Below are 26224 nucleotides of genomic sequence, written 5' to 3'. Positions count from 1 at the left end.
TCAATGGCGGACATGGCACGAGAACTCAGGCGGTTGGTTCATGAATGAAATCTCCCATGTCACCGATCACGCGCATGCACTGGGGCTCGCCATGCCCGCGGTTGAAAGGCGGCCCCAGCCCGGGAACGCGGACAGTCTCAGCGCCCTTCACTGGGGAACCGACCCCCGCTTCGTTTTTCTGCATGGCGCTTCCTTGAACGCCCACACCTGGAACGGCGTCCTGCTTCGGCTCGGCAAACCTGCAGTCGCATATGATCTTCCGGGCCACGGGCGTTCCCCGCGTCTTGCACCGGATGGCTACACCATTTCCAACATGGCTGGGCTCATTGCACAAGCAGTCCGCCTTGACGTACAGCAGGACTTCACGCTGGTGGGACACTCGCTGGGTGCGATGGTGTCCGTTGTCCTCGCTGCCCGCCACGGGGTGCCGGTGGATCGGCTGGTGCTGCTGGATGCGACGCCCCACGGACTTGGCGGGTCGGCGGGGGACCCTGAGGTGCGCCAGGTTGGAACCTTCGACGAACTGGTGGACGCCGTACATGTGAGGGTCCCGCACCGGGACCGGAAGTCCCTGATCCGTGGAGTCTCCATGAACGTGCGGGAGCGCAGCGACGGTCTGATGGAATGGCGGTGGGATCCAAAATTCCGCGGCTCCGCCCGCCTGCGGGGCGCTGAAAAGCCTGAGGTATGGAGCGCTTTGGCTTCACTTGACCTACCCATCACACTGATCCGGGGCGAGCGCTCAAGGCTCGTCACTGATGAAATGACCCGCGAATTCCTGCGGTACGCCCCCCACGCCACTGTCGAAATCGCCCCCAAGAGCGGCCACAATGTGCACACGGACGCTGCGGCCTGGGTCGCAGACCGGCTTTTGGCCCTTACTGCCGTGTAGCTGCGTGCCCAGGCGGCGCATCCAGCGCCTGCCGGACCCCGGCCCTCCCGCGCAGGCTCTTGCCGGGAAACCACATGCTGGTTCCCTGGAAATGCATCAGCATCGACCGCGGTGACGTCCATGCACGAGGGCATAGAGCAACAGCGCGAGCAGCAGCACACCTGCCAAGATCAGGTACATGCCCGAGTACCCGGCCACCAGAATCAAGAACCCGAGCAGAAGCGGCGCCAGTCCCGTGCCCGCGTCGAGGAGGATGTAGACGGTGGCCACCGCGGTGTTGATGCGGGCCGACGGTACGAGGTTGACGGCGATGACCTGCATGGTCGGCATGAGCATGCCGAAACCAAAGCCGACAAAAATAGCGCTCAGCACGACCATCGGCCCGGATCTGGCGCAGCCAAGCAAGACCAAGCCGAGCGCAAACACCGCGAGCACCGGGTACATGATCGCGTTGTCGCCACGGGCATCCTGCACCCGACCCAGCGTCAAGCGCCCGGCAAGGACGACGATGGAGTACACGACGTAGAACACGCCGACGCTCCAACCAGCCCCTAATTGCTGCGCGTAGGGGGCGAGATAGGCGAGAACCCCTGCGTAGGCGATTCCCGCCAAGCCGACGACGGCAGCGACGGGCAGCACCGCCACGTCGAAGACGTCAGTCAGCTTCGCCCGACGCGGCCCGGGTCGCTTGCCGCGCACAGCTCTTCCTTCCGGAAGGCGCAGGAAGAGCGCAGCGAAGAATGCTGCGCTGGACGAGGCCACGCAACCTATGAAGAGCGCGTCGAAACCCCAGGCGCCGACAAGGAGGACGGCGAGCATTGGACCGACAGCGGTGCCCAATGTCGACGATATCCCGTAGTACCCGACCCCCTCTCCCCGCCGGTTCACGGGCAAAATTGTCATCACACCGGACGTAATGGTGGTCGTCACCGCGCCAAAGGCGAACCCATGGACGAAGCGCAGCGAGATCAGCAGGGCAATATCGTCCGCGGCGAGATACAGCGCCGACACCACGACGTAGATGACCACGCCGGTGAGCACAATGCGACGCCGCCCGAAGGCGCTGATCAGGGGCCCACTGCCGAACCTGGCACCCACCGCGCTGAGGATGAAGGAGCTGGCTGCGAACCCCGCCGTTGCGTCGCTCGCCCGAAACCGTTCGACGGCATAGACGGACATCATCGTCAGCGATAGGTAAAAAACCAGGCCCGCGAAAAAGGACACGGCGCTCGCCAAGACGAATTGCCGCGTCCAAATCCGTGCGGGCCCGGCCGCATTTTCTGGAATCATGTCCGGTCCCTCATTGCCGAGGAACCGGACAACGCCCCAGGGTGCCTTCATTGGCGCTCACACCTGCCCAAAAAGCAGTGCGCCCCTGTGCATCCTGTGCTTGTGTGATTCTCAGGACGTAGGCTCCCGCAGCAATTCCCGTACGGAGATCCTCAGCAGTTTGCCGATCTCGCTGTAAGGCAGCTGGTCCACTTCGATAATGCGTGCGGGCACCCGCGAAGAGCGGAGCTTGCTGCGTACCAGGGTCTTGAGCGCCTCGTGATCGGGCGTGGCCCCCTCCGCCGTGACGATCACCGCTACGGGAACCTCCCCCCAGGTATCGTCCGGGTCGGCGACGACGGCGACGTCGGCAACACCGGGGTCGGTGCGGAGCACATCCTCGATCTCTCCGGGCGAGATGTTCTCCCCTCCCCTAACGATCACGTCGTCGACCCGTCCCAGCAGGAACAGGTAGCCCTCCTCGTCGAGCCAGCCTTCGTCGCGGGTGCAGAACCATCCGTCCTGCAGCTGCGAGCCCTTACCCTTGTATTCGCCGGAGATCTGGGGGCCGCGCACCCAAATCTCGCCTTGGACGCGGGTACCCGCTGGAGCTCCTTCGGCGTCGCGGACCTCAAGTTCGAGGCCCGGAATCGGACGGCCCACCGAGCCGAGCCTGGCCCGCACAGCGGGATCGCTGCTCGCCAGCGCGGCACGGTGGTCGTCCGGACCAAGCAAGGTGATGGTGGAGCTGGTCTCGGTGAGCCCATAGGCATTGGTGAATCCGACGTGCGGTATTTGCGCCATCGCAGCCTCGATCAGCTCGATCGGCATGCGTCCTCCTCCGTAGGAGAGGTTGCGCAGCTGGGGAAGGGCCTCGCCCCGCTGCGCAAGAACGGAGAGAATGCGCTGGAGCATCGTTGGAACCACCATCGCCTGGGTGACGCCATCACAGGCCGCGGCATCAACCCAGGTATCCGCGTCGAAGGACTCGAGGTAGACCATCTTGCGGCCAGCGAACATCGAGGTAAGCACAGATGCCATGCCGGCGATATGGTACGGCGGGACGCTGACGAGAACGGCTTCAGCTTCGCTGGCCGAGACGGCATCCACGGTGCCGAGCACGTACGAAGCCAGGCTATCGTGTTTGAGAACCACGATTTTAGGCTCCCCTGTGGTGCCGCTCGTGAAGAGCCAGGCTGCGGCCGTGCCGCTCTGGTCATCATCACTGTCGACGACGACGTCGGTGGCGGGCTCCAGCGCGGACTTCAGGAGCTCGCTGCGCAGGCGGATCGTCGCATTGGTGAGCCCCGCCAGACGCGCCGCGCCGACCGGATCCGTCACCACCAGCGTGTTGTCAAGGCGTTCCACCTGGCGGCGCAACTGCTCGTCGGCGAGACGGTAGTTCAAGGGGACGAACGGAATGCCCGCCTTGGCTGCCGCGAAGAACAGCAGCGGGAAGGCTGCCGAGTTGGTATCGATCATGGACACGTTCTCGAAGCCCGAGGCCTTAAGCTGCGCCCCCAGGGCCGACGAGGCACGGTTCAGCTGGCCGTACCTCAGCTGGGTGTTGACATCCCGCACGGCCACCCGGTCGGGCACGGTTTCGGCAACGATGGAGAGAAGGACGGAAATGTTCATGGTCGTCAGTCCGAGGAGGGAAGGGCCGCGGTCTGGAGTTCGTTCATCACGCGCCCGTCGGCCGTCAACGGACCGGGACCTCCCTTGGTGCACAACACCAGCAAACCGCTCTCCTCGTCGGAGTATCGTTTGCCGAGCTGGACAGCAACATCGGACTCTGCCGAGGTTGTTGACTCTGGCCGGGCAGCGAGCATGGACTCGCCCGTGCAGGCAAGCTCAACTGACGCGGCCTTGACAACGATGATCTCTGCCGTCGAAACGGCGCTGTACAGCCGCTGTCCGGGGGTGATGCTGATGGTGGACATGATTTTCCTTGCTCAATTCTTGGTAGGGGATTCAGTTGTTGCGGAACTGCTCGGCGCGGAGGCGCATGGCGCCGCCGTCGACGAGGATCATGTCCGAGGTGACGTACTTTGACTCATCCGATGCCAGGTACAGGGCAGCGTAGGCGATATCCTCGGGCTGGCCCCTGCGGTCAATCGCGAGGTCGACGATCGGCGCCTGCTTGTAAGTGCCATTTGCGCGCGCTGCACGGCTCATGGGGGTATCCACTGGGCCGGGGCAGATGGCGTTGGCACGGATGTTGTATTCGCCGTATTGGAAGGCGATGCTGCGGGTCAGCGAAGCCACGCCGCCCTTGGACGCCGCGTATGCAGCGCGGGGGCCCATTCCAAGCGCCGCCGCCGAGGCGATGTTGACGATCGAGCCGCCGCCGCGCTCCAGCATGGCCGGGAGCACGTACTTGCAGCAGAAGAAGACGCCCTTGAGGTTCACATTCATGATGCGGTCCCAGACCTCCTCGGTGACCTCGTGGATCCGCAGGGTGTCCCCTGCGGAGATGCCGGCATTGTTCACCAACACCGAAATCTCCCCGTAGCGCCCGATCGTGTCCTGGGCGAGGCGCTCCACATCCTCGGCATTGGTGACGTCCACCTGCTGGAAGTTGGCAGTGCCGCCGGCTTCCCGGATGAGTTCGACGGTCTCTTCCCCGCCGGCGGGCGACGCATCCGCGACGACGACGGCGGAGCCCTCCTCGGCGAATTTCTGCGCGATGCCACGACCAATGCCGCTGCCGGCGCCGGTGATGATGCTGACTTTTCCCTGGAGCCTGTTCATTCAATCCCTCACTTAGCTCTGTTGCTGCACAAACTTGGACAAACCTGCCGCCGCACTAGTCCGTGCGGGTCCGGGTGGTGCCGCCGTCGACGGGGATGACGGTGGCGGTGACATAGGAGGACTCGTCCGACGCGAGGTACACCGCGGCGTAGGCGATGTCATCCGGCTCGCCGAAGCCGGGCAGCACGCGGTTGATGATCTCAACGTGCCCGGCCGCTTCGTCCTCGGAGGTATGGGCCTGGAAATCGTTTTTGTACTTGGCGGAGTCGGCCACCTCCGTGCGGCGGTCGGTCTCGATGGAGCTCGGCGAGATCACATTCGCACGGATATTGAACTCGGCCACCTGCGTGGCGACGCCCTTGGTGAAGGCATTCACCGCTCCCTTGGAAGCTGCATAGGCCGGCTGCGCGGACTTGGCGAGGGCCGCAATCGAGGAGATGTTGATAATGGAGCCTCCACCTGCCTCGCGCATCGCCGGGACGGCGTACTTGGTGGTGAGGAATACGCCCTTGGCGTTGGTGTCCATCATCAGGTCCCAGTCCTCTTCGGGCAGGTCACTGATCTCGCGTGTGTCCAGGCCATAGACACCGTGGTTGTTGCAGAGCACGTCGAGCTTGCCATAGACGGCCACGGTCTGTTCGACCAGCCGCTTCACATCATCGGTGTCGGTGACATCCGTGCGGATGAAGGTGGCTTCACCGCCCTCGTCCTTGATGAGTTCGACGGTCTCTTTGCCATTCGCCTCGTTGCGGTTGGCGACGACAACTTGAGCTCCTTCGCGTGCGAACATCCGGGCGATTGCGCGCCCGATGCCCTCCCCGGCGCCGGTCACGATACTGGTTTTGCCAGTTAGACGATCCATGTCTTGTTTCCCTTCATCAACGAAATTTGTGGGCTCCGCGTCAGCGGAACACGTCCTCAAGCAGCAGCTCGATGTACTCGGGGTCGGACATGCCGAGCAGTTCGGTGCAGATGTACTCGTTGTGCTCGCCCATGTTCGGGGCCGGGCGCAGCTGGGCCGGCGTCGCGCTGAGCCTGAACGGGGGCATCTGGTGGCCGAATGGCCCCAGGACCGAATGTTCGACGGTCTGCAGGAATCCCCGCTCCCGCAGTTGCGGGTCGTTGTCGATAATGTCTGCCGGGCCTTGGACAGCGGCGGCGCGGACACCGCGCTCCTGCAGGTACGCCATCACCTCGTGGGGGTCGCGGGGGGAGGTCCATTCCGCAACAAGGCGCTCGAGCTCGTCCTCGTTTGCCTTCCGGGCCTCGAATGTGGCGAACCGGCTGTCTGCGGCCCAGTCCGGGCCGCCGATGGCGGCCACGAAATCGTTCCAGTCCTGGTCTGAGAACACAGCGATCGCACACCAACGGTCATCGCCGGCGCAAGGGAACACGCCGTGTGGGGACGCGTTCGACACGCGGTTGCCGGTGCGCCCCGCGAGGCGGCCGTTGGACTGCCAGTCGAGCACGGCGGGTGTGATCTCCTGTGCCGTGACTTCGAACATGCTCGCTTCCATATACTGGCCCAACCCCGTCTTCTCACGGTGCGCCAGCGCCGCGACCACCGCCGTGGCGTTCATCAGCGGCACAACGTAGTCGCCATAGATGCCCGAGCTCGGGGTGACGGGCACGCGGTCCGGCCAGCCGGTCAGGTTGAGGCGTCCCGAAATGGCCGCACCGGTGCCGTCGATGCCCCACTCCTCCGCGAGCGGGCCGGTCTGGCCGAAGAGGCTGCCGCTGATGAAGATGATGTCCGGGTTTATGGTCTTCATGTAGTCATAGTCCAGTCCGAGCCGTTGCAAAGTTCCCGGAGTGAAGTTCTCGTTCACGACGTCGGCCCAGGCGATCAGGCGGTCGAGCAGCTCACGCGAGCGGGGGTTCTTCAGGTCCAGCGACAGGCTGTGCTTGGAGGTGTTGAAGTGCGCGAACCACGGCTTGTCATCGAGGCTGGATTGTGAAGATTTCGAGTAGCGGCGGTCCACACGGGTCATGTCAGGGCGGGAGGCGGACTCAACGCGGATCACCTCGGCCCCGTGATCGGCCAGGAACTTGCCAGTCAGCGATCCCACGATCGCCCAGCCGAAGTCGAGCACCTTGACTCCAGCAAGCGCTCCCATGGCCGACGGTGCCTGAGAAGTGGGTTCAGATGGCATGTGCATTCCTTAGTTCATCGATCTGCTCGGACGTCAGGCCGAGTTCGTTCCGGTAGATTTCCTCGTTGTCCGCCCCAAGCTGGGGGGCCGCCGTGAGGCTAAAGTTCTCGGTGTCGCGGGACTGGAAGAAGTATTTCGGGAACTTCAGGTCGCCGAGCACCGGGTCGTCCAGGTGGGTCCAGTAGCCGCGTCCGCGCAGCTGCTCGCTCTCGAGCAGATCGTGGGGGTCGTTGGCCACGGTGGCGTTCGTGCCACGCTTCAGGTTCTGTTCACGGATCTCGTCCTTGGTGAATCTCAGGAAGAATGGTCCGATCGCGGAAGCGAAGCGGTTCCACTGCTCCTGCGCAATGCCGGCCTTGTCGAACTTCATCCAGTCCCGGACCTCGCGCAGCGGATTCTCGTCAAGGTACTCGTCCATCCAGTCCGAGAGCGCCTGGTTCGCGGGGGCGCCGAACGCCCCGCCGAGCATGTGCCAGAACAGGTGGCCGTCCTTGCATGCCCAGAACCAGTCGGTCGAGGTCGGGCCCATCTGCGACTTGTGGCCATCACGAGCCAGGGATACCCGTTCAAGGTCCCAGGCCAGAATCGAGGACGTCAGACGGCTGGCGGCCACCTCCTGGACGGAGACATCGACCTGCTGCCCCTCGCCGGCGATCATCGAATGGTAATACGCCATCACGCCCCCCAACGCTCCCGAGACCCCAGCGTGGAAGAGGCCCGAGTCCAGCGATTCCTTCACCGGGGGCCGGTCGGGGTCTCCGGTGTTGTTCAGGACCCCGCTCATTGCGATCGCGATCAGTTCAGAGCTCCTGTAGTGACTGTAGGGACCCTTCTGGCCGAAGGGTGTGATGGAGACAATCACGATCTTCGGATTGATGGCGCGGAGTGCTTCGTAGCCGAGGCCTATCCGCTGGAGGTAGCCGGGTTCGAAGGACTCAATGACAAAGTCGACCCGGCTCACCAGCTCGCGGAAAACTTCCGCCCCCTTGGGGTTCTCGATGTCGAGCGTGATGCCGCGCTTGCCGGTGTTGAACGCCTTCCAATAAAGACTGCGCTCCACCCCGGGCACATCCTGGTGGAACGGCGGGATCAACCGGGAGGCGTCACCTCCGGGCCGCTCAACCTTGACCACATCAATGCCAAGCTCGCCAAGAACCTTGCCGCAGATGAAACCAGTCTCATCCGTCAAATCAAGAGCCCGGGCTCCGCTCAGAAGTCCCTTATTCATGCCTCTGCCTCTGCCTTCCTCATGGTGTTGTGTTCTCCGTGGAGCCGGGAGAGGAACTCCGCGACCTTTTCGGAGATGGCCTGCGCGTCGGCGAACGCATAGTCCTGATCGGCCAGGGCAAGAACGGGGATGCCCCGTTCCTGGAGTGCCCGCCGTTGGTCGGGGAAGTCCCACCCGACCGACGTGTCGTTCGCCAAGTGCAGGAAGACCTCGCAGTCGGCGCGTGCGGCAACTGCAGCATCGGTCCTGAATCCGACCCTCCGCTTCACCCCAAAGGCCCACGGCTCAGGGAATTTGAAGGTGTAGCGGTCCGCGATCGCCTCCATCGGATCGATGGACGGGTCCACCGGCGCCTGGGCGTAGCGGTCGCCGAACTCGGTGTCCTCGCCCACCACGACGGCAGGCAGCGCCTCCACGATTTCGTGGAGCCTTCCGTGGTCCAGCGAGCTGCCAGACAGGAAGACCCGCTTCAAGCCCGGGGACTGCGCCGCGGCCGTGGGCACCTCGCTGGCCAGGAACTGCCGGAGCGCATCGTTGAAGTCCGGCTTCGGCATGAGCATCGACGCCACGGTGATGGTGTGCGCGTCCGTGCCGGAGATCCGGGGGGCGTCCTGCTTGCGAAGCGCGGAGACCGCACGCAGCAGCGACCGGGTCTCGTTGGTGAGTGTGATCGCAGCCGCGAGGGCGTCGTCGTCGATCGCAGCGCCTGAGCGGTCCTGGAGATAGGACCGGAACTCCCGCTGGAGGTGCAGGTTGTAGTCTCGGTGCTCCCGGTAGGTGCCGCGCACACGCTCGAGGTAGTACACGTCGCCAAAGTCCGGGGTGGCGGAGATCTGCCGGTAAGCCTCAAGGAACCCGTGCGTGTTCGCCAGCCAGCGGTCGCCACCTGTCACGCAGAGCACATCGACGGAGTCGTAGCGGCCGGTGACCATCGCCTCGATGAGGTGGCGCACGCGGTCCGGGGCCGAGAGGTCAAGGTAGGGATCGGCGGTGCCAGTGCCCGACCGGGGGTCGCCGGTCAGCAGCATGGGCTGGAAGCCGGCCGCGATGGCCAGCTCTTCGGGGAAGCCGGTGTCAAGGAAGCCGATCACCGGACGGCCCCCGAAAGAGACCAGTGAATCGAGCGCGTCCGGATCAAACCGGTTCTCCACGACCTGCCGGAAAAGACTGAGGACAGTCACGGAATCAGCTCCAATTCTGGGAGGGCAACGGCCTTTTTCATCGGGACCCCTCGATCTGCTCAATGAATTCGGTGACCTGGGCGCGCATCGCTTCCTCGTCCCAGGCCGCATTGTCGAACGGCGAGTAGTCCAAGAACAGGGCGGGGATGCCCTCACGGCGGAGGGCCTCGGCCATGAATCGCGAACTCGCTGAACTTTCGCGGGTAGCGCCCCTGGCGGGGAGCACGACGCCGTCGATGCGGTAATCGCGCGATTGGGCCACCACGAGCTCTGCCGCTGACTTTGGGCTCGGGCCGGTGTACTTCATGTGGCGGCGCAGGTATGCCGCGCGGAGGGCATTGCTGCGGTCCGGCTGCATCATGCGCTGCGCCCGGGGAAGGTACATCGTTTCGACGAAAATCGCGCCGTGGCTTTCCTCCCAGGCGTTGTAGAAACCCAGGTTGAACCAGAGCGGGGTTCCGCCCCAGAGGAGACGAATCCGCTCTCCCTCGACGGCTGCCTCGCGATTCTCGACCTTATCCTTGACCTCCCGGTACATGCCCTTGACGTGGTCCAGTGCCCACTCGTGTCCGAAGTGGGTCTCGAAGATGCCCACCTCCGTATAGGCCTCGGATGCGGTGAACGGCGCCGGGCCAGCCGATTTGTAGGCAAGGTCCGTGATTTTCCAGTAGTACTCGGCCATCTCGTCGGCGCGCCGGAGGTATTCACGCAGGCGCGTCTCGCTGTAGGGCTTGCCCGTGACCGACTCGAGGAACCGGACGCAGCCTTCAAACTCGCGCACGTTGAAGTTGATCATGTCCTCATTGCGCCAGTCGCGGCCCTCCCACCACCGCGGAGGAACCGAAGCTTGGCGGTGCGGGTCATCCATCAGGTAAATGGGCGAGCCGAATTCCCGCGCGTACAGCTCGTAGATAGCCGGCTCGGTCATGTAGCCGCCCACGATGGCAGAAGGCTTGGGCAGTCCGCCGTAGGGTGCGGTCTCAGGATCAGGATTGAAGCAGTAGCCCAGCGGCAGGCTCTCGTAGTTGGCGAGGGACCGGAAGTAGCCCCGGTCATCGATGGCTCCCTGGTAGTGCTCAAAAAGCTGCTTGGCTGCCATGACCGATCCATATTGGACGGGCAGCACCAGATAGAGGTCCATCGCATTGAACAGCTCCATGGGACCGTAGCCGAAGACAAACGACTCACCGTTGGCGATGTCCTGCCACATCCGGGCGGTGTACGCCCGGTTCAGGGCCGTGGCCTCGGCCGAGGACGCGAGTCGCTTCTTGCTGCGCGCACCCTTCCATGCCGGGGCGGCCTTCGCCTCGGCGAGGGGAACCGACTGCAGGCCGGTCACAGCGACGACTCCGGGCGGCCCGGCACCGTCACGCGGCTGGGCGCGGGCATACTGGCTGCTGCCAGGGATTCCCCCGCCGAACCATCTTTCCCGGTGGCAGTTTCAGCTGTTATCTCGGCCTCCGTCAAGGAATTGATCGGCCGGCCGGCCAGGACCGGCCCGCTGGTATGCAGGTGGCACTTGGCGGCGCCGCCGCCGGGGATCTCCACCTTCGGCGGCGCCGTCTGTGCGCAGATGGCCATGGCGAACGGGCACCGCTGGTGGAAGGCACATCCGCTGGGCGGGTTTGTGGGATCGGGAATGTCGCCTCGCAGGAGGAGCTTCGTCGTCGCCCGCTGCGCCACGGGATCCGGTACGGGAACAGCGTTCAGCAGGACCTGCGTATAGGGGTGAGCAGCGGCTTCAAAGATTCGATCCACCGGTCCTTCCTCCACGATCTCGCCGAGGTACATGACAGCGACGTAGTCCGAAATGTGGCGAACGACTGCCAGATCGTGCGAGATGAACAGGTAGGACAAACCGATCTTGTCCCGGAGTTCCTCCAGCAGGTTGATGACCTGGTTCTGGGTCGATACGTCTAGGGCGCTGACTGCTTCGTCGCACACCAACACCTCGGGATTGAGCACAATCGCCCGGGCGATGGCTATTCTCTGCCGTTGGCCTCCGGAGAACTCGTCCGGGTAGCGGTCTGCGTAATCGGCGTTCAGGCCCACCAGGGTGAGCACCTCACTGATCCGTTGGGCACGCTCCGCGCTGCTCAACTTCGTGTGGACCTTCAGCGGTTCGGCGATGCTCGCCCCCACCGTCAGCGAAGGGTTGAGCGATGAATAGGGGTCCTGGAACACCATCTGGATCCGCTTGCGCTCCTTGCGGAATGCGCCGGACTTCAGGTGCGAGACGTCCAGGCCATCGAACTTCACGGTCCCTTCTGACGGGATGAGCCGCATCAGGGCGCGTGCCAGCGTCGATTTTCCGGAGCCCGACTCCCCCACCAGGCCGAGCGTCTCACCGGCGCGAAGTCTAATGTCCACCCCGCGGACCGCCTGCACTGTGGTGGAGTGGCCGGCCCGGCGGACCGGGAAGGAGACCTTGAGGTCTTCGGCCTGCAACACTATTTTGTCCGTGCTCATGATTCGTTCTCCTGCATCCAGGTATTTCCCCGCAAACAACGATTCGAACGCCCCGGTGAGATCTCCAGCAGGGTTGTCGGCAGTTCGCACGACTCGAGGCGGTGCCGGCAGCGCGGTGCAAACCTGCACCCGGTAACGAAATCCGTGGGCCGTGGCGGAGACCCCGGGATCCATTCGAGGCTCCCTCGCCGGCTGGTGATGCTCGGCATGGCTGCCAACAGGCGGTTGGTGTAGGGGTGCTGGGGGGCCGCAAAAGTCTCGAAGACATCCCCTTCTTCGACGATCTGCCCTGCATACATCACGGCCAGGCGATCACAGACATCGGCAACCACGCCCATGTTGTGGGTAATGAAGATCATCGCAAGCCCCAGGTCCTCCTTCATCTCGGTCAGAAGGGCCAGGATTTGCGCCTGAACGCTGACGTCGAGGGCTGTGGTGGGCTCGTCGGCAATGAGCATCGACGGGTTGTTTGCTATGGCCATGGCGATCAAGACGCGCTGGCGCATGCCGCCGGAGAATTCATGCGGGTAGCTTTCAGCCCGGACGCGTGCGTTGGGGATCCGCACCTTGTCCATGGCCTCGATGGCCAGTTCCTTGGCCTGCGCAGCAGTCACATCCTGGTGGACGCGGATGCCGGCCGCAATCTGGTGGCCCACTTTGAAAGCAGGGTCGAGGCTGGTCATGGGTTCCTGGAACACCATTGCGATGTCGTTCCCGCGCATGCTTTCCAGTTGGCGGTCGGTGAGGCGGAGGAGATCCCTCCCCTGGAACATCGCCGTGCCGGAAACGCGCTGGCCACGCTGCCGCCCCAGAAATCCCATGAGCGACATGGCCGATACGCTTTTCCCGGAGCCGGATTCACCGACGAGGCCCAGGGTCTCCCCGGGCCGGACCGAGAAGGAGACGTTGTCAACCACGGGCGTCCATGCGCCGTTGAAGTCGATTTCAAGCCGGAGGTTCTCGACGCTCAGCAGCGCGTCCTTTGCGTCGGTCATCGACGTACCTTCTTTCCAATCGAATCCCGGACACCATCGCCCAGGACATTCAGTGCCAGAACGCTAATCGCGATGCAGACACCGGGGAAGACCGCCAACCAAGGCGACTGGGAAATGTAATTGAAGGCGCTGCCCAGCATCGCACCCCAGCTTGCCTCCGGAGGCTGGACTCCCAGACCGATGAAGCTCAGTCCGGCTTCGATCAACATGACAGTGCCGGCGAGGATGGCGGCGAAGACCACCAGTGGTGCCAGGACATTGGGCATGATGTGGCGGAAAACAATCTGATATGACGGAGTGCCGATGCTCCGCGCGGCTTCAATGTAGGTCTCTTCGCGGATGCTGAGCACCGATCCGCGCACCAACCGGATGGCCCTTGGTGCGGTGCTGAGGCCGATGGCCACCATCGCGTTCGTCAGGTTTGGGCCGAGGATTCCCGCAATCGCCATGGCGAGCAACAGGGCCGGGAAGCTCATGACGGCGTCGGTGAAAAACATGATGACTTTATCGATCCAGGCGCCAAAGAAACCGGCCACCAGACCCAGCGGCACGCCAACGACCAAGGCAATACCGGTGCCTTGGAGTGCTGCGATCAAGGACACCCGCCCACCTATGAGGAGGCGGCTGGCCACGTCGCGGCCCAGTTCATCGGTTCCGAACAGATGCCCTGGCGATCCGGGGGGAAGCAGCACCGCGTTGAGGTCCGGGGCGTAGGGATCGTACGGAGTGACCCACGGGGCGATGAGGGCGACCGTGGCCAGGATGCACAGGGCCACCAGGCCGGCCATCGCGATCGGCTGCTTCTTCAGGCGGGCTGAGAAGCGGTTGGGGTTCACGCGGCGCGGCGACTTCCGCACTGCACTTTGCGCCATGACGCTCACTAGACACGCACCTTTGGGTTGAGGACGGTGTATATGATGTCCGTCGCAAAGTTGATGATGATCACGAAGCAGGCGTTGAGGAGTACCACGCCCTGGAGAACGGGCAGGTCCTTCAGCGTGACCGAATCGATGGCCAACGTTCCGAGGCCCGGGATGCTGAATACTTTCTCCACCACCACGCTTCCGCCGAGGAGGACTGCCGCCTGAAGACCAACCACGGTGGCCAACGGAGGCGCGCCGTTCTTCAGTGCCCTCTGCCAGAGGACCCTCCGCCGGGTCAGGCCTTGCGCTCTGGCCGTGCGGATGTAGTCCTGCGAGAGGATTTCCGAGACGCTGCTCCGAGTCTGGCGCTGCAGCTCGGCGCCGGCGGCCGCAGCCAGCGCCACACCCGGAAGGACCAGATGCATAAACCATGCAACGGCGTTGGTGGTGATCGGCGTGTAGCCGACCGCCGGAAATACGCGCCAGTTCAGGGAGAAGAGGATCAGCAGGATCATTCCGACCCAGAAGTTTGGCGTTGCGATCCCCACCGTCGACAAAACGGTGGTGATCTTATCAGCGAGCCTGCCGCGCCGGGTGGCCGCCAACATTCCGGCAAGGATGCCGAAGAGGACAGCGGCGATGATGGCGAAGAGCGCGAGGGACAGGGTCACGGGGAGTCTGCCCATCAAAAGCCCGGAGACCGGCGTGTGGTAAAAGAACGAGGTTCCGAGATCGCCGTGAACCACTCCGTTCATCCAAGAGAAATACTGTTCGAACCAGGGCTTGCTGAGCCCCAGCTGCTCACGGATGGCCGCGATCGATTCCGGCGTCGCGCCTTCTCCGGCGAGGGAAACGGCCGGGTCGCCCGGGATAAGGGCAGACAATCCGAACACGGTAAGCGTGACAGCGCCAAACAGGAGCAACGACCGCAGGAGGCGGGAACCCAGGCTGCGCAGCAGGCCCGCAACGGGTATGCGGCGCTTGGCAGGTGTTGGCTGCTTTTTCGGCTCCCGTAGGGCCGGGCTTACGGATAGGTCTGTTGTCGGCGTCATGGCGTCAGCACCACTTCTCGATCTTGATCACGGCAATCTCTCTTCATGGATGCGGTTTGTCGGCCCGGGACCGCTCGGAACACGCGTTTCGAATGTGCTTCCCCGGGCCGGCTGCCGTTACTTACTCGCTGCTACGCCCACACCGGTGAGAATGGGGAATCCGCTCGCCCACGGCTTCACGCCCACCAGGGATTTGGAGTAGGCCACTACTTGGTAGACCCATGCGACGGGCGTGTTCGCCTGGGTCGATGTCGAGGTGATCTCGGCGAGCTGGTCAAAAACCTTCGCACGTGCGGCCGGATCCGCGGTGCCCGCCGACTGCTGGATCAGGTCGGTGACCTTCGGGTCAACAACCTTGCCCGGGTTGTAGGCTGCGGTCGGAAGCAGCATCTGCTGGTAGGCGTTGGACAGGTCGTTTTTCCCGTCGAATGACCAGAGCCCGGCGGCGGCGCTGGGCTTGTACCACAGGGCTTCGGCGGGTCCTGAGCCCGGAGGGTTGACGACTTGGATCTTGACGCCGATCGTGGCCCAGTTGGCCTGGATCGCCTCTGCTTCCTTGGCAAATTTCACCGGAGCAACGAAGGTAAAGGACAGTCCGTCCGCGTAGCCTGCCTCGGCGAGGAGCTTCTTGGCCTTCTCAGGGTCATAGGAAATCGGCTTCGCCGTGCTGCTGAATCCGGGCAGGCCGTCGAGGCGGAACTGGGAAGCGGCCTCGCCCTGGCCAAGGAACACGCCCTTGACGATGCCCTCACGGTCGATCGCCATATTCAGGGCGTCGCGGACCCGCTGGTCGGCAAGGGGCTTGTACAGGTCCGGGTTCCAGGTGATGCCGCTGAGCTGCCGCCCCTTGATGGGGTAGGTGCTGAGGATGTCAGCAGCGGACTTAAGATCCACGGCCTGCGCCGCACCAACAATGCCCATGTCAACGCTGCCTGATCGGATCGCGTTCGCCATGGCAACCGGGTCCTGGATCTGGGTGATCGTGACGCCGGCGACGCGCACCGCGTCGGGCATCCAGTATTTCGGCTGTGCGGAGAGGGTGATGGACACGCCCGGCTGGGCGCTCTCGAGCGTGAACGGGCCGGTGCCCACCGGCTTCGTAAAGTCGCCGGCGCCAATAACCTTGGCATCCATCATGATGCCGGCACGGTCGCTCAGGACGGCAGGGAGCGAAACATCCACTTGCTTCTGGACGAACCGGAGCTGAGTGGGGCTGACAATGTCCACCTCCTGGACGTTGGACAATTGGCCAGCAACCGTCGAGCCTGGAGCCGTGAGGTAGTGGTCGATGGTTGCTTTGGCACTGGTCGCATCGAAGGCGTCACCGTTGCTGAACGTGACACCTGCGCGAAGTGCAAAGTCGTAAGTCTTGCCGCCGTCGGGAGTGCTCCAGGATTCAGCAAGGGACGGAATGACGTTGTTCTTTTCATCCAGGCCCGTGAGTCCGTCATAGACCATCTTCTGGATCGGGACTTCCAGCGATCCGGCGGTCTTGGCCACGTCCCACGATGACTGCAGGTTGGTGACGCCGACTTTGATGGTGGCATCGCGATTTACCTGAGCATCGGGGGACGCGGAGTCCACTGGCGAAGCGCTGCAACCGGCCAGCAATACTGCCGTGATCCCTGCTGCGCCGCCGAGCAACATGCGAGCTCTCATTTCACTCCTTCGTGATTGGCTTCCTGGCGACCGGAGTCACACCCATGTCGACTCATTTGAGACGATCGCTTAGCTAACTGTCGCATGTTGCGTAAATCACGTCAAGTGCCCCGCGTCACCCCCTCCATAGAGGCCTGATCCTCTGGAGCCGGCTCGCACGAAGGCTTCCTTGCCAGCAAACGCCTACAAATAGCTGAACCGCGAAGGGCCATGGGGCGACGACTACGTCCATTGGCGGGCGACGGGGGAAGGGGCCGCTTCTTTTAGTAATGCATTTCTGCATAGATCGCTCATAAATTTGTATTTCTTTCAAGCTACACTCGACTGAAACAAGGCAGTGCCTGCCCCCACTCATCACAGACGCTGGAGTACTTGACCATGCAATTGTCCACAGACGAGCCTGCCGGCCAGTCCCCCGGATTCCCCAGGTGGCAGTCGGGACGGAATCCCCAGCATCTGATCGTGACAATCTTGGGGGACTTCTGGCTTGCACGGCCGGAGTTCCTGCCCTCCTCGGCCCTGATCCGCCTGCTGGAGGATCTTGACGTGAGTGTGCCGAGTGCGCGGGCCTCCCTTAGGCGCCTTACGCGCCGAGGCGTCACGACGTCAAGGAAGCAAGGACGGCGTACGTATTACCGCCTCGCCGACCCGGTGGCCCGCGACGCGGTGGACGTTGGTTCTGCAATTATGGCGTTCGGGGCAGAGCGTCCCTGGTCTGGCCAATGGACCCTATGCATGTTTTCGTTGCCGGAAAGCCGGCGGGAAACCCGCAACCGCGTGCGGATGCGCCTCAAGATGCTGGGTTTCGCCCCGGTGTACGACGGCGTCTGGGCCTCCCCACTTGAGCAGATCGAGAGTGCCGCTTCGGTCTTGGAAGAACTGGAGGTGGATGACGGTTCCGTGTTTACCTCCGTGGAACATCAGACGGCTGGCCGCGCCGGAATCAGCTCTGCGTGGAAGCTCGATGAACTGCGGGAGAACTATGATCATTTTCTCCGTGAATGGTCATGGGTGCCCGAGGTGCTGGAGGGCGGCCTGATTTCCCCCAAGGACGCCTTTAGGGTCCGGACACTCATGACGGATAGCTATCGCCGCTTCCTCAAGCTCGATCCCGGCCTGCCCAATGAAGTGCTGCCAGGAGCGTGGCCAAGGGCGCGTGTACGGGAACTGTTCAGGTCGTCGTATGACGGCCTGGCGGCGCTGGCGGCGCTGCGGGTTCGACAGGTCGTGGGAGAACTGTCCATGGAGCTCGCCGGCTTCGTACACACTCACACCACAGCAAATTTTGAGGAGAGCGACCAGTGCGTCCGCACCTGCCGGAATTGCGTCCACTTCGACGAATGGGCCAACGCTGGGTGGGACGAGGAAGAGCCGCCAGTGGCGGCATTGAACGAATGAACACACCAACTGACGGTGGAGTTCGCCGAGACCGTGGCGATGGATGACGGCAGGTTCGGCGCGCTTATCCACCGCCGCTCATACGCTGATTCACGGGTGCGCACGAACGTTTCCAGCCCAGTTCTGCCAGGATAGACCCGCCTCTTGGGTTGCTCTTCCCAACCCCTGAGCGCGCTGGCCTCCGGTTGCAGCTGTCACAGGTCTATTCCGGCTCAGACTGCTGTAAGACCACCATCGACGGCGATGGCCTGCCCGGTAATGAAGGATGCCCTTCCGGAGAGCAAGAAAATGACGGGGCCAGCGATCTCGTCTGGATCTGCGCGGCGCCCGAGCGGTGCGGTGACCGGCTGATGCCCCATCGCCTTCACTCCCAATATGCTGTCACCGAAATTCGTCATCGTCGATCCGGGATGGACGCAGTTGGCGCGCACACCTTGGCTGCCATAACGCGCCGCGACGTGGCGAGTGAACTGGACCAAACCTGCCTTGGAAGCGCCGTAGACTGCCGCCGAATCTGGATGCCGCGAAATGAGTGCACCGGTCGATCCGATCGTCACAATCGACCCTCCGCCAGCATCCACCATGGGCCGGACAAAGTGTTTGAGGGTGAGAAAATGCCCGTCCAGGTTGACCGACATGACCTTGCGCCACGTTGTGAGGTCCATATCCTCAATGGAGCCGCTCGCTCCGATACCCGCCGCAAGACACAATGCTGTGACCGGCCCGCGCCATTCCGCAGCCTCGCGGGCGCACGCCATGACCTGCTCTTCGCTCGTTGTGTCACAGGCAATCGCGCGAGCAGTTCCTCCCGCCTCCTCGATCGCTTGCGCGGTATCGTCCGAGCGCGCTGGGTCGATGTCTACGACAATGACATCCGCACCCTCACGAGCGAGCCCGACGGCCACCGCGCGACCTATTCCGCTGCCAGCACCAGTAACGAGAGCAACACGTCCTTCAAGTCCAAGGTCCATATTCTTCAATTCCTTCTTCGAAGGGCAGGCCGAGTCCAGTTTCGGCCTCGGCCTACCGCCGCGCTTTCCATTACTTGTAGAAACGGGCGAGGAATTCGGCGACGACGGCAGGGCGTTCCTGCCCCTCGATCTCGATGGTGTTGGCCACCTTAATTTGGGCGCCACCCTTGACCTCGGTGACTTCGGCGATGGTGGACTGCATGCGGATGCGGGAGCCGACCTTGACCGGGGAAGTGAAGCGGACCTTGTCGAGCCCGTAATTCACCTTGGTGGCGACGCCATCGACGTCGAACAGTTCGCTCCAGAACGGGATGATGAGCGAGAGGGTGAGGAAGCCGTGGGCGATCGGTGCACCGAACGGGCCGTCCTTGGCACGTTCCGGGTCAACGTGGATCCACTGGTCGTCGCCGGTGGCATCGGCAAACTTGTTGATCTGTTCCTGGGTTATTTCACGATATTCCGTGAGTCCGAGATCGGTGCCGGCGAGGGTCAGCAGTTTGTCGAAATCGACGACGAGGTTGGGCATCTTTGTCTCCTGAGTTGGTGTTCTGCTGTGGGCAGGCGGAGCGGTGGGTGCCCCATAGGTGTCGAGATGTGCTCGGAGCCCTCCTAGCGGTCCAGTCCGAGCAGCCGGACGGCATTGCCCTTGAGGATCTTGGGCCGGACTTCGTCCTTGAGCGGGAGGTCCGCGAAGGCGGCCAGCCACTTCTGCGGCGTGATGAGCGGGAAGTCGGTGCCGAAGAGCACCTTGTCCTGCAGCGCCGAGTTGGACATCTTCACGAGGGACTCCGGGAAGTACTTCGGGGACCAGCCGGAGAGGTCGATGAACACGTTGGACTTGTGGGTGGCGATGGAGTTGGCCTCGTCCTGCCACGGCACCGAGGGGTGGGCCATGATGATCTGCAGCCCGGGGAAGTCCGCCGCGACGGCGTCCAGCAGCAGCGGGTTGGAGTACGCCAGTTTGATGCCGTACCCGCCGGGCAGGCCGGCGCCCATGCCGTTCTGCCCGGTGTGGAAGATGGCCGGCAGGCCCAGTTCTTGGAGGGCTTCCCAGAGCGGGTAGAACTGCTCGCTGGACGGGTCGAAGCCCTGCAGGGACGGGTGGAATTTGAACCCGCGCGCGCCCAGCTGCACGGCCTGACGCCTGGCATCGGCGATGGCGTCCGTACCGGTCCGGGGGTCGACGCTGCCGAACGGGATCAGCACGTCGTTGTTCCGGGCCGCCCCGGCGATGAGGTCCTCGATGCTGTTCGGCTCGTGCTTGAGCTGGGTCCGGGCGTCCACGGTGAACACGACGGCGGCCATGTTCAGTTCCCGGTAGACCTCGGCGATGCGGTCCAGCGACGGGGTGCGGTCCTCGGCCTTGAAGTACTTCGCGGAGGCCTCGGTCAGGGCCGGCGGCAGAGATTCGTGGCCGTGGCCGTCTACTTCGAGGTGGACGTGCATGTCGATCGCATCGATCGTCGCGGCGTCGATGCCAAGTTCGTAGCGCTGGGGGGCGGCCACGTCAGCGGACCTCTGCCGGTTCGGGCTTGAGGTCTTCGGGCAGCGGGAGGAATTCCTCGCCGACGCTTTGGAGCTTGTCACCGAAGAGCTGGCCGAAGTTCTCCACGAGGTCCGCATAGCACCAGCCACCCTCGCGGTATTCAGTGGCGGCGGCCTCGGGATGGGTCCAGAGCTGCAGGCGGTCCCCGCCGGCGCCGATGGCCTGGCCGGTGATCCCGGCGGCGGCGTCGGAGGCGAGGAAGGCGATGAGCCCTGCGACGTCGCCAGCGGTGCCGAAGCCCAGCTCATGCCGGAAGAATGCCGGCATGGCCTCGCCGCGCTCGTCCGCTTCAACGGCCTTCTGGAAGTAGGGGACAGTCTTGGTCATGGCGGTGGCGGCCACAGGGATGACGGCGTTGGCAGTGACGCCGGCCTTCTTCATTTCCAGGGCCCAGGTGCGCACCATGCCGACAATTCCGGCCTTGGCCGCAGCGTAGTTGCTCTGGCCGAAGTTGCCGCGCTGCCCGGTGGGCGAGCCGATCGTGATGATGCGCCCGGCGATGCCGCTCTCCTTGAAGTACGCGAACACTTCGCGGGCACAGGTAAAGGTGCCGCGGAGGTGGACGTTGATGACCAGGTCGAAGTCCTCATCCGTCATCTTCAACAGGGACTTGTCCCGCAGGATACCGGCGTTGGTGACCAGAATGTCCAGCCGGCCGAAGACCTCCACGGCTGTCCGCACCAGTTGCTGGGCGGATTCGGCGCTGCCCACCGGGGCGACTACTGCGACGGCGCGGCCGCCGTCGGCCTCAATGGTTCGGACCGCGTCAGCGGCCACCTCGGCGTCGACGTCGTTGATCACGACGGCGGCGCCCTGGCGGGCGAGTTCCCGAGCGTAGGCCAGGCCGAGGCCCCGGCCGCTCCCGGTAACGATTGCTACTTTTCCTGACAGGCTCATGGCTGCTCCTTTGCTAGCTGAACTTGTACATCCCGCCGTCCGGCATGGGATGCTGTTCTGTATTCATGAGAATATAGATTGTTGTAATTGTCAATGATATATTCTGGCAACTATTTTGAAATGGGATGACGCATGGAAAACCATGGTGAGCAGCTGACCGAGGCGGTGGGGAAGCTCGTCGCCGCTTCAATCAGCCGGGACATAGGTTTCCTGCTGGCCAAGCTGCACGCTGCCAGTTCGATTGTGAACAACCGGGCCCTGGCCGAATTCGACCTCAAGGAACGCTCATACTCGGTGCTGGCTCTTGCCCACAGCGGGTTGGAGCCCACCCAGCGCGAGATGGCAGAGTTCCTGAGTCTGGATCCCAGCCAGATTGTCGCCCTCATCGATGAACTTGAAAAACGCGGACTCGTGACCCGGGTTCCCGGCCAGCAGGACCGGCGGGCCAAGACGGTTACGACGACTGCCGAGGGGTCCCGACTTTTCGCAACTGCCCGGCAAGCGGCACTTCGGGCCGAGTCCGTGGCACTGGATGCCCTCGAACAGGACGAAGCTGCGACTCTCCAGGCGCTCCTCCGAAAAGCGTTGTGGGGTGCCGGAATTGGCTAAACCTCAGACCGTCGCCGCCACTCTGCGCTCTTGCTGCATTTGCCGTGGGCGAAACAGTGCCATTTCCGTCGATGGCGCCTCCTTCGTGGGGCCATCGCGGCCCGATTGCTAGGGGTGGCTGGATTCGGGCCGCTCGAGCAGTTCAATCCGGACGCCGTCGGGGTCGGCGAGGAATGCGTTCCGGCCGTGGCCGGATGGTGTCTCCGCGGCCGGCGCGATGGGCTGTACGCCCCGTTCGGCGAGCGTCGCCAGTGCCCTGTCGACGTCGTCGACGCGAAGCCCAAAGTGCTCAAAGGCATCGGGCTCCTCCGCCGAGGTCCGCAGGCTGAGGACGTCGTAGCCGATGTTGTAAAAGGACCCCTCCGCCGTCGACATGTCCTCAAGCGCCGCCATGCCGATGGTCTTGGTGAAGAATTCGTGGGCTTCCGCAAGGTCATCCACCCGGTACGCATAGTGGTCAAACCTCGTGACGAGGCCCGTCCCGGCATCGGGGACGCGGAAATCGACGTCCCGTTCCAGGAGTTCCAACCGGGCACCATCGGGACGCCGCAGGAACGCCAGCGTCCCGTTTCCGGTGCCGGCCTTCTTCGGGGCTTGGTCGCCCGAGCAGCCGGCCCTGACCAGACGCTCGTAGTCGCCTTCCAGGTCGTCCGTCATGAACGCCAGATGGTCGATGCCAAACCTGGTCGCCTCGCTGGGGACGGGAACGAAAATGAGTTCGATCATGCCGCCGGCGAGCTGGAGGTAGACAATCCGGACCTGTAGACCGTCAATGGTGTGGTCGAAGACGATCTTGGCATCCAGCTTCTGGTAGAAGTCCAGGGACGCTTCGATGTCTTCGACCAAGATGCCAAAGTGGTTGAGTTCGTAGATCATGCGACTGCTCCTTCGTGCGGAGGGAAATCCTGCACGCTGAGATGGACGTTCTTTTCATTTAGAACGCGTCTAAGTGAAAAGAACGTCCATCTCAACGCGGATCAGATGCCGTTGAGGGCCTCGGAGGTGGCCATCGTGACGTACCTGGCGGCCTCGGCCATGGCGGCCTCTGGGGAGCGCGCGACGTCGGCAGCACTGACGGCAGACACCACGCCGTGGGCGGCCAGCTCCGCCTCGCTGACGGCGATGCGCCCGGCGACGACGACGACGGGCAGCCCGAGGGCGTGCGCGGCGTCGGCGACACCGATGGGGGCCTTGCCGGAGAGCGACTGGGAGTCCATGGACCCCTCGCCGGTGATGACGAGATCCGCAGCCGCAAGGGCGCCGTGAAGGTCCGTCAGCTCGGCCACCAGATCGAAGCCACGCTCAATGCGGGCCTTGGCATAGGCCAGGAAGATGGACGGGAAGCCGCCGGCAGCACCGGCGCCGGGGACGTCGATGTCCACGCCCGTGGCCGCCTGCACCACGGCGGCCAGGTTCTTCAGGCCGGCATCCAACTGCGCAACATCGGCGTCGGTCGCGCCCTTCTGCGGTCCGAAGATGTGGGCGGCGCCGTTGGGCCCGTACAGCGGGTTGTCCACGTCCACGGCCAGTCGGATGGCCACCCCGGCGAGGCGCGGGTCCAGCTCGGAGGCGTCGATGGACACCACATCCACCAGCGATCCGCCGCCCAGGGGCACCAGATTGCCCTCGGCGTCGAGCAGCTTCAGGCCCAGCGCACGCAGGGCGCCGGTGCCGCCGTCGGTCATGGCCGAGCCGCCCAGGCCCACCATGATTTCGGTGGCGCCGGCGTTCAGTGCGGCCTGGATGAGCTGGCCGGAGCCATAGGAGTGCGCGCGCAGGGAGTTCTCACTGGTCGGCTCGCACAGCAGATAGCCGCTGGCCTGCGCCGTCTCCACCACCGCCGTCGTGCCCTTGATGGCCCAGGCGGCGCCCACGGGCTTGAGGATGGGGCCAACAACGGCGTTGATCCGCTCCTCATAGCCGGCGGCAACGGCCGCCTCCAGGGTGCCCTCGCCGCCGTCGGCGATGGGGAAGGCCGTCACCACGGCCTCGGGGTACACACGCAGCGCGCCTTCGGCCATGGCCGCGGCCGCCTCGACAGCCGTCAGCGTGCCCTTGAACTTGTCCGGAGCAATCAGAATTCGCATGGCTCCATCCTGCCAGTTGGCGGCTCAGGGCCAATAGCCGCGTAGCTGCATGACGTCGGCCAGCAGATCCGCCCGGTCCGTCATGATGCCGTCCACGCCCAGATCAAAGAGTTCGTGCATCTGTGCCGGATCGTCGATGGTCCACACATGCATCGTCAAACCGAGCCGGTGCGCCCGGGCCACGGAGCGTGCCGTGACCAGTGCCAGGCCGTACATGCGGACGGGGATCTGCAACACGTCCGTTCCCCGCAGGAGGCGGCGCAGCAGCGGATCCGGCAGCCAGCCCAGGAACGTGAAGAGAGCGATGGTCCGCACGCCGGCGGAGCTCGCTGTGCGCCGGGTGAGCCGTTTCAGCACGGCCCGGCGGCGCTTGTCGGAGAAGGAGGCCACGCAGACGCGGTCGTGCAGCCCGTGCTCCTCGATCAGGGCCGCCAGCGGTGCCACGGAGGCCTCGTCCTTGACGTCCAGATTGAAGCGCAGGTCCGGGAACGCCTCCACCAGGGCGGCCAGCGTGGGAATGGGTTCGGTGCCGCCGATCAGGGCCCGGCCGACGACGGCGGCGGGCAGCTCGTTGATCCGCCCCGCTCCTGTACTCACCCGGTCCAGGGTGGAGTCATGGAAGATGACCACCACGCCGTCGGAGGTGGTGTGGACGTCGGTTTCCACATGCGTGAAGCCCAGCTGGGCCGCGGCGGCAAAGGCCGGCAGCGAGTTTTCCAGCCCGGTGCGGGAGAACCCCCGGTGGGCAAAGGCCAGTGGCACCGGTGAGTCGAGGTACGGCAGCTGCGTCACGGCTCCACGGTACTGGATCGGCGTGGCGCGCGGGCGTCTAGCTGCCCCGGAGCGCGGCCAGCCGTTCTTCGATCACCTGGGCAACGCCGTCGTCGTCAAAGTGCGGCGCCTGCAGATCCGTGGCGGAGCGCGCCTCGGCGTGGCCGGACGCCATGGCATAGCCCGAACCGGCCCAGCGCAGCATCTCGATGTCGTTGGGCATGTCGCCGAAGGCCACCACATCCGCCGCGTCAATGCCGCGGGAGGCCGCGTACTCCGCCAGGGTCACGGCCTTGTTGACGCCGAACGGACCCATTTCCAGCAGGGCCATGTCCGGAGCGGAGTGCGTGACAGAGAGCAGCCCCTCCAGCCCCGGCCGGACGGCGGCCAGGAAGGCATCGGCGGTGCCGGTGTGGGCAATGGCCAGGAACTTCACGATCCCCGCACCGTCCTTGACCGTCTCCTCCAGCGGGGCCGGGACGATGCCGTCCAGGGCAGGGGCCCCGCCGGGCCTCAGGAAGCCCGGCTCCAGGTGGAAGCCGTCCAGGCTCTCGGCGGCGAAGTGCGACTCCGGCACCAGGGAGCGGATGATCTTGCGGGCGCCGGCCACGGTTTCCCAGGGCAGAAGGTGGGAGGAGACGACGCTTTCGGTGGCCAGATCGTAGACCACGGCGCCGTTGGAGCAGATCACCGTGCCAGTGTGGCCGATCTGGCGGCGCAGCGGCTCGAGCCAGCGCGGCGGGCGGCCCGTGACGAAGACGATGTCCACCCCGGCGCGTGCGGCGGCGGCGAAGGCGGCCACGGTGCGGGGGCTGATGGTCCCGTCGTGGCCCAGGATGGTTCCGTCGATGTCACTGGCAATGAGGCGCATACCCAAGGCTATCGCGTGCCGGCTACCGCTCGTAGACGCCCACCAGCCGGCCGCGGGCCAGGGTGTGGGCGTTCAGCGCGGCGGCGAGGGCCGCGGGCGTGGCATCCGCCGGGACTCCCAGATCCTCAACATCGACGGCGTGGACCACCACCAGGTAGCGGTGCCGGCCGTGCCCCCGCGGCGGTGCCGCGCCCATGTAGCCGCGGAAGCCGCCGTCGTTCTTCAGCACGACGGCGTCCGCCGGCAGCCCCGGCCAGGAGCCGGCCGTTGCCGCACCCTCCGGCAGCGACCCCATGGAGGCGGGGATGTTGGCGACCGCCCAGTGCCAAAAGCCGTGCGGTCCCGGGGCGTCGGGGTCGAACATGGTCACGGCGAAGCTGCGCGTGGCGGCCGGCTGCCCGTGCCAGGACAACTGCGGGGAAAGGTCCCGGCCGCCGGCACCGGACCCCAGCTGCGCCTGCGGCAGCGTGCCCCCTGGCGCGAAGGAGGTGCTGGCGAGCTCAAATGCGGGCACCGCGGGGCCGATGTCGAACGGATCGCTGGCCATGGCTGCTCCTGG

At 64.5% G+C, this 26224-nt stretch carries 26 protein-coding genes; 3 read left to right on the top strand and 23 right to left on the bottom strand.

What is annotated here, in order from left to right:
* Nucleotides 1–40 precede the first annotated feature (40 nt).
* Nucleotides 41–892: an alpha/beta fold hydrolase gene (locus K254_RS0118205; RefSeq protein ID WP_026556566.1), complete on the top strand. Its 852-nt coding sequence runs from the start codon at nt 41–43 to the stop codon at nt 890–892.
* A 96-nt stretch (nt 893–988) separates the two neighbouring features.
* Here the strand turns inward: K254_RS0118205 and K254_RS0118200 are convergent, their stop codons facing one another.
* From K254_RS0118200 to K254_RS0118135, 14 genes are all read right to left on the bottom strand, one after another.
* Nucleotides 989–2233 carry an MFS transporter gene (locus K254_RS0118200; RefSeq protein WP_081710234.1) on the bottom strand — a complete coding sequence of 415 codons (1245 nt, stop codon included), beginning with the start codon at nt 2231–2233 and terminating at the stop codon, nt 989–991.
* A 60-nt stretch (nt 2234–2293) separates the two neighbouring features.
* Nucleotides 2294–3799, bottom strand: coding sequence for a class I adenylate-forming enzyme family protein (locus K254_RS0118195; RefSeq protein WP_026556564.1), 1506 nt, complete (start codon nt 3797–3799; stop codon nt 2294–2296).
* A 5-nt stretch (nt 3800–3804) separates the two neighbouring features.
* Nucleotides 3805–4104: a hypothetical protein gene (locus K254_RS0118190; RefSeq protein WP_026556563.1), complete on the bottom strand. Its 300-nt coding sequence runs from the start codon at nt 4102–4104 to the stop codon at nt 3805–3807.
* A 31-nt stretch (nt 4105–4135) separates the two neighbouring features.
* Nucleotides 4136–4915, bottom strand: coding sequence for an SDR family NAD(P)-dependent oxidoreductase (locus K254_RS0118185; RefSeq protein ID WP_026556562.1), 780 nt, complete (start codon nt 4913–4915; stop codon nt 4136–4138).
* A 55-nt stretch (nt 4916–4970) separates the two neighbouring features.
* Nucleotides 4971–5777, bottom strand: a complete 807-nt coding sequence (locus tag K254_RS0118180; protein WP_026556561.1) for an SDR family NAD(P)-dependent oxidoreductase — start codon at nt 5775–5777, stop codon at nt 4971–4973.
* Nucleotides 5778–5817: 40 nt separating this feature from the next.
* Nucleotides 5818–7068 carry a CaiB/BaiF CoA transferase family protein gene (locus K254_RS0118175; protein WP_196811007.1) on the bottom strand — a complete coding sequence of 417 codons (1251 nt, stop codon included), beginning with the start codon at nt 7066–7068 and terminating at the stop codon, nt 5818–5820.
* Complete coding sequence (locus K254_RS0118170; RefSeq protein WP_081710232.1) at nt 7058–8296, bottom strand: CaiB/BaiF CoA transferase family protein; 1239 nt, start codon at nt 8294–8296, stop codon at nt 7058–7060. Before K254_RS0118170 ends, K254_RS0118175 begins: the two co-directional genes overlap by 11 nt.
* The gene (locus K254_RS0118165) at nt 8293–9477 is read right to left on the bottom strand and encodes a 2-hydroxyacyl-CoA dehydratase family protein (RefSeq protein WP_026556558.1); all 1185 of its coding nucleotides are present in this window, start codon (nt 9475–9477) and stop codon (nt 8293–8295) included. The genes K254_RS0118170 and K254_RS0118165 overlap by 4 nt, the downstream gene beginning before the upstream one ends.
* A 37-nt stretch (nt 9478–9514) precedes the next feature.
* Nucleotides 9515–10816, bottom strand: a complete 1302-nt coding sequence (locus K254_RS24990; protein WP_026556557.1) for a 2-hydroxyacyl-CoA dehydratase family protein — start codon at nt 10814–10816, stop codon at nt 9515–9517.
* Nucleotides 10813–11946, bottom strand: a complete 1134-nt coding sequence (locus K254_RS24040; protein ID WP_081710230.1) for an ABC transporter ATP-binding protein — start codon at nt 11944–11946, stop codon at nt 10813–10815. Before K254_RS24040 ends, K254_RS24990 begins: the two co-directional genes overlap by 4 nt.
* Nucleotides 11943–12941 (bottom strand): ABC transporter ATP-binding protein, encoded by a 999-nt coding sequence (locus K254_RS0118150; RefSeq protein WP_026556556.1) that lies wholly within the window; start codon nt 12939–12941, stop codon nt 11943–11945. The genes K254_RS24040 and K254_RS0118150 overlap by 4 nt, the downstream gene beginning before the upstream one ends.
* Entirely contained in the window at nt 12938–13813 is an 876-nt protein-coding gene (locus K254_RS0118145; protein WP_026556555.1) for an ABC transporter permease, read from the bottom strand. Before K254_RS0118145 ends, K254_RS0118150 begins: the two co-directional genes overlap by 4 nt.
* Nucleotides 13814–13821: 8 nt before the next feature.
* Nucleotides 13822–14856, bottom strand: coding sequence for an ABC transporter permease (locus K254_RS0118140; protein ID WP_155848620.1), 1035 nt, complete (start codon nt 14854–14856; stop codon nt 13822–13824).
* Nucleotides 14857–14973: 117 nt separating this feature from the next.
* On the bottom strand, nt 14974–16515 hold the full coding sequence (locus K254_RS0118135; protein WP_081710229.1) for an ABC transporter substrate-binding protein: 1542 nt from the start codon (nt 16513–16515) through the stop codon (nt 14974–14976).
* 378 nt (nt 16516–16893) lie between these two features.
* Here K254_RS0118135 and K254_RS24035 point away from each other — a divergent pair, with 378 nt between their 5' ends.
* Entirely contained in the window at nt 16894–17913 is a 1020-nt protein-coding gene (locus tag K254_RS24035; protein ID WP_051389367.1) for a PaaX family transcriptional regulator, read from the top strand.
* 212 nt (nt 17914–18125) lie between these two features.
* Here the strand turns inward: K254_RS24035 and K254_RS0118125 are convergent, their stop codons facing one another.
* From K254_RS0118125 to K254_RS0118110, 4 genes are all read right to left on the bottom strand, one after another.
* The gene (locus tag K254_RS0118125) at nt 18126–18884 is read right to left on the bottom strand and encodes an SDR family NAD(P)-dependent oxidoreductase (RefSeq protein WP_035750336.1); all 759 of its coding nucleotides are present in this window, start codon (nt 18882–18884) and stop codon (nt 18126–18128) included.
* 70 nt (nt 18885–18954) lie between these two features.
* Nucleotides 18955–19410: a MaoC family dehydratase gene (locus tag K254_RS0118120; RefSeq protein ID WP_026556551.1), complete on the bottom strand. Its 456-nt coding sequence runs from the start codon at nt 19408–19410 to the stop codon at nt 18955–18957.
* Between the two features lie 83 nt (nt 19411–19493).
* On the bottom strand, nt 19494–20330 hold the full coding sequence (locus K254_RS0118115) for an amidohydrolase family protein (RefSeq protein WP_051389501.1): 837 nt from the start codon (nt 20328–20330) through the stop codon (nt 19494–19496).
* Between the two features lie 61 nt (nt 20331–20391).
* Entirely contained in the window at nt 20392–21327 is a 936-nt protein-coding gene (locus tag K254_RS0118110) for an SDR family NAD(P)-dependent oxidoreductase (protein ID WP_026556549.1), read from the bottom strand.
* A gap of 132 nt (nt 21328–21459) precedes the next feature.
* Here K254_RS0118110 and K254_RS0118105 point away from each other — a divergent pair, with 132 nt between their 5' ends.
* On the top strand, nt 21460–21936 hold the full coding sequence (locus tag K254_RS0118105) for a MarR family winged helix-turn-helix transcriptional regulator (protein WP_026556548.1): 477 nt from the start codon (nt 21460–21462) through the stop codon (nt 21934–21936).
* Between the two features lie 108 nt (nt 21937–22044).
* Here the strand turns inward: K254_RS0118105 and K254_RS24985 are convergent, their stop codons facing one another.
* The 5 genes from K254_RS24985 to K254_RS0118080 all read right to left on the bottom strand — a co-directional run bounded on the left by K254_RS24985 (nt 22045) and on the right by K254_RS0118080 (nt 26212).
* Complete coding sequence (locus tag K254_RS24985; RefSeq protein WP_051389366.1) at nt 22045–22812, bottom strand: VOC family protein; 768 nt, start codon at nt 22810–22812, stop codon at nt 22045–22047.
* A 101-nt stretch (nt 22813–22913) separates the two neighbouring features.
* A complete protein-coding gene (locus K254_RS0118095; protein WP_026556547.1) occupies nt 22914–24023 on the bottom strand; it encodes a glycerate kinase in 1110 nt (369 codons plus the stop codon).
* A gap of 24 nt (nt 24024–24047) precedes the next feature.
* The gene (locus tag K254_RS0118090) at nt 24048–24815 is read right to left on the bottom strand and encodes a glycerophosphodiester phosphodiesterase (protein ID WP_196811005.1); all 768 of its coding nucleotides are present in this window, start codon (nt 24813–24815) and stop codon (nt 24048–24050) included.
* A 37-nt stretch (nt 24816–24852) separates the two neighbouring features.
* Nucleotides 24853–25665, bottom strand: coding sequence for an HAD family hydrolase (locus K254_RS0118085; protein ID WP_026556545.1), 813 nt, complete (start codon nt 25663–25665; stop codon nt 24853–24855).
* A gap of 22 nt (nt 25666–25687) precedes the next feature.
* Nucleotides 25688–26212 carry a YbhB/YbcL family Raf kinase inhibitor-like protein gene (locus tag K254_RS0118080; protein WP_026556544.1) on the bottom strand — a complete coding sequence of 175 codons (525 nt, stop codon included), beginning with the start codon at nt 26210–26212 and terminating at the stop codon, nt 25688–25690.
* Nucleotides 26213–26224: the final 12 nt, after the last annotated feature.

The sequence above is a fragment of the Arthrobacter sp. 35W genome, from assembly GCF_000482545.1.
Classification (GTDB): domain Bacteria; phylum Actinomycetota; class Actinomycetes; order Actinomycetales; family Micrococcaceae; genus Specibacter.
This window is presented reverse-complemented; position numbering and strand designations above follow the sequence as displayed.